The organism is Halomonas marinisediminis (assembly GCF_004347715.1).
Classification (GTDB): domain Bacteria; phylum Pseudomonadota; class Gammaproteobacteria; order Pseudomonadales; family Halomonadaceae; genus Halomonas; species Halomonas icarae.
In genome coordinates, this window is the sequence record NZ_SLTR01000797.1 from 1 (window position 1) to 227 (window position 227).

Genomic DNA, 227 nt, shown 5'->3' on the forward strand with positions numbered 1-227 from the left:
CCAGCTCGTGCTGGCAGGACGCCACCTCGTGGTGGTGCTTGTCGCCCTTCATCCCCATGCGCTTCATGGTCGACAGCATTTCCGAGCGCAGATCCTGCGCCGCGTCGATCGGGTTGACCGGGAAATAGCCGCCCTTGATGCCGGGCCGATGCCCCATGTTGCCCATCTCGTACTCGGCATCCGAGTTCCAGGCCGCATCCTGTGCGTCCACCTCGAAGGAGACCTTG

Annotated in this window: 1 pseudogene; it reads right to left on the reverse strand. The window is 63.9% G+C overall.

The features are described 5' to 3' along the window. Window positions 1-227, reverse strand: a pseudogene (gene glnA / locus E0702_RS18560) (glutamine synthetase); the annotation flags it as partial.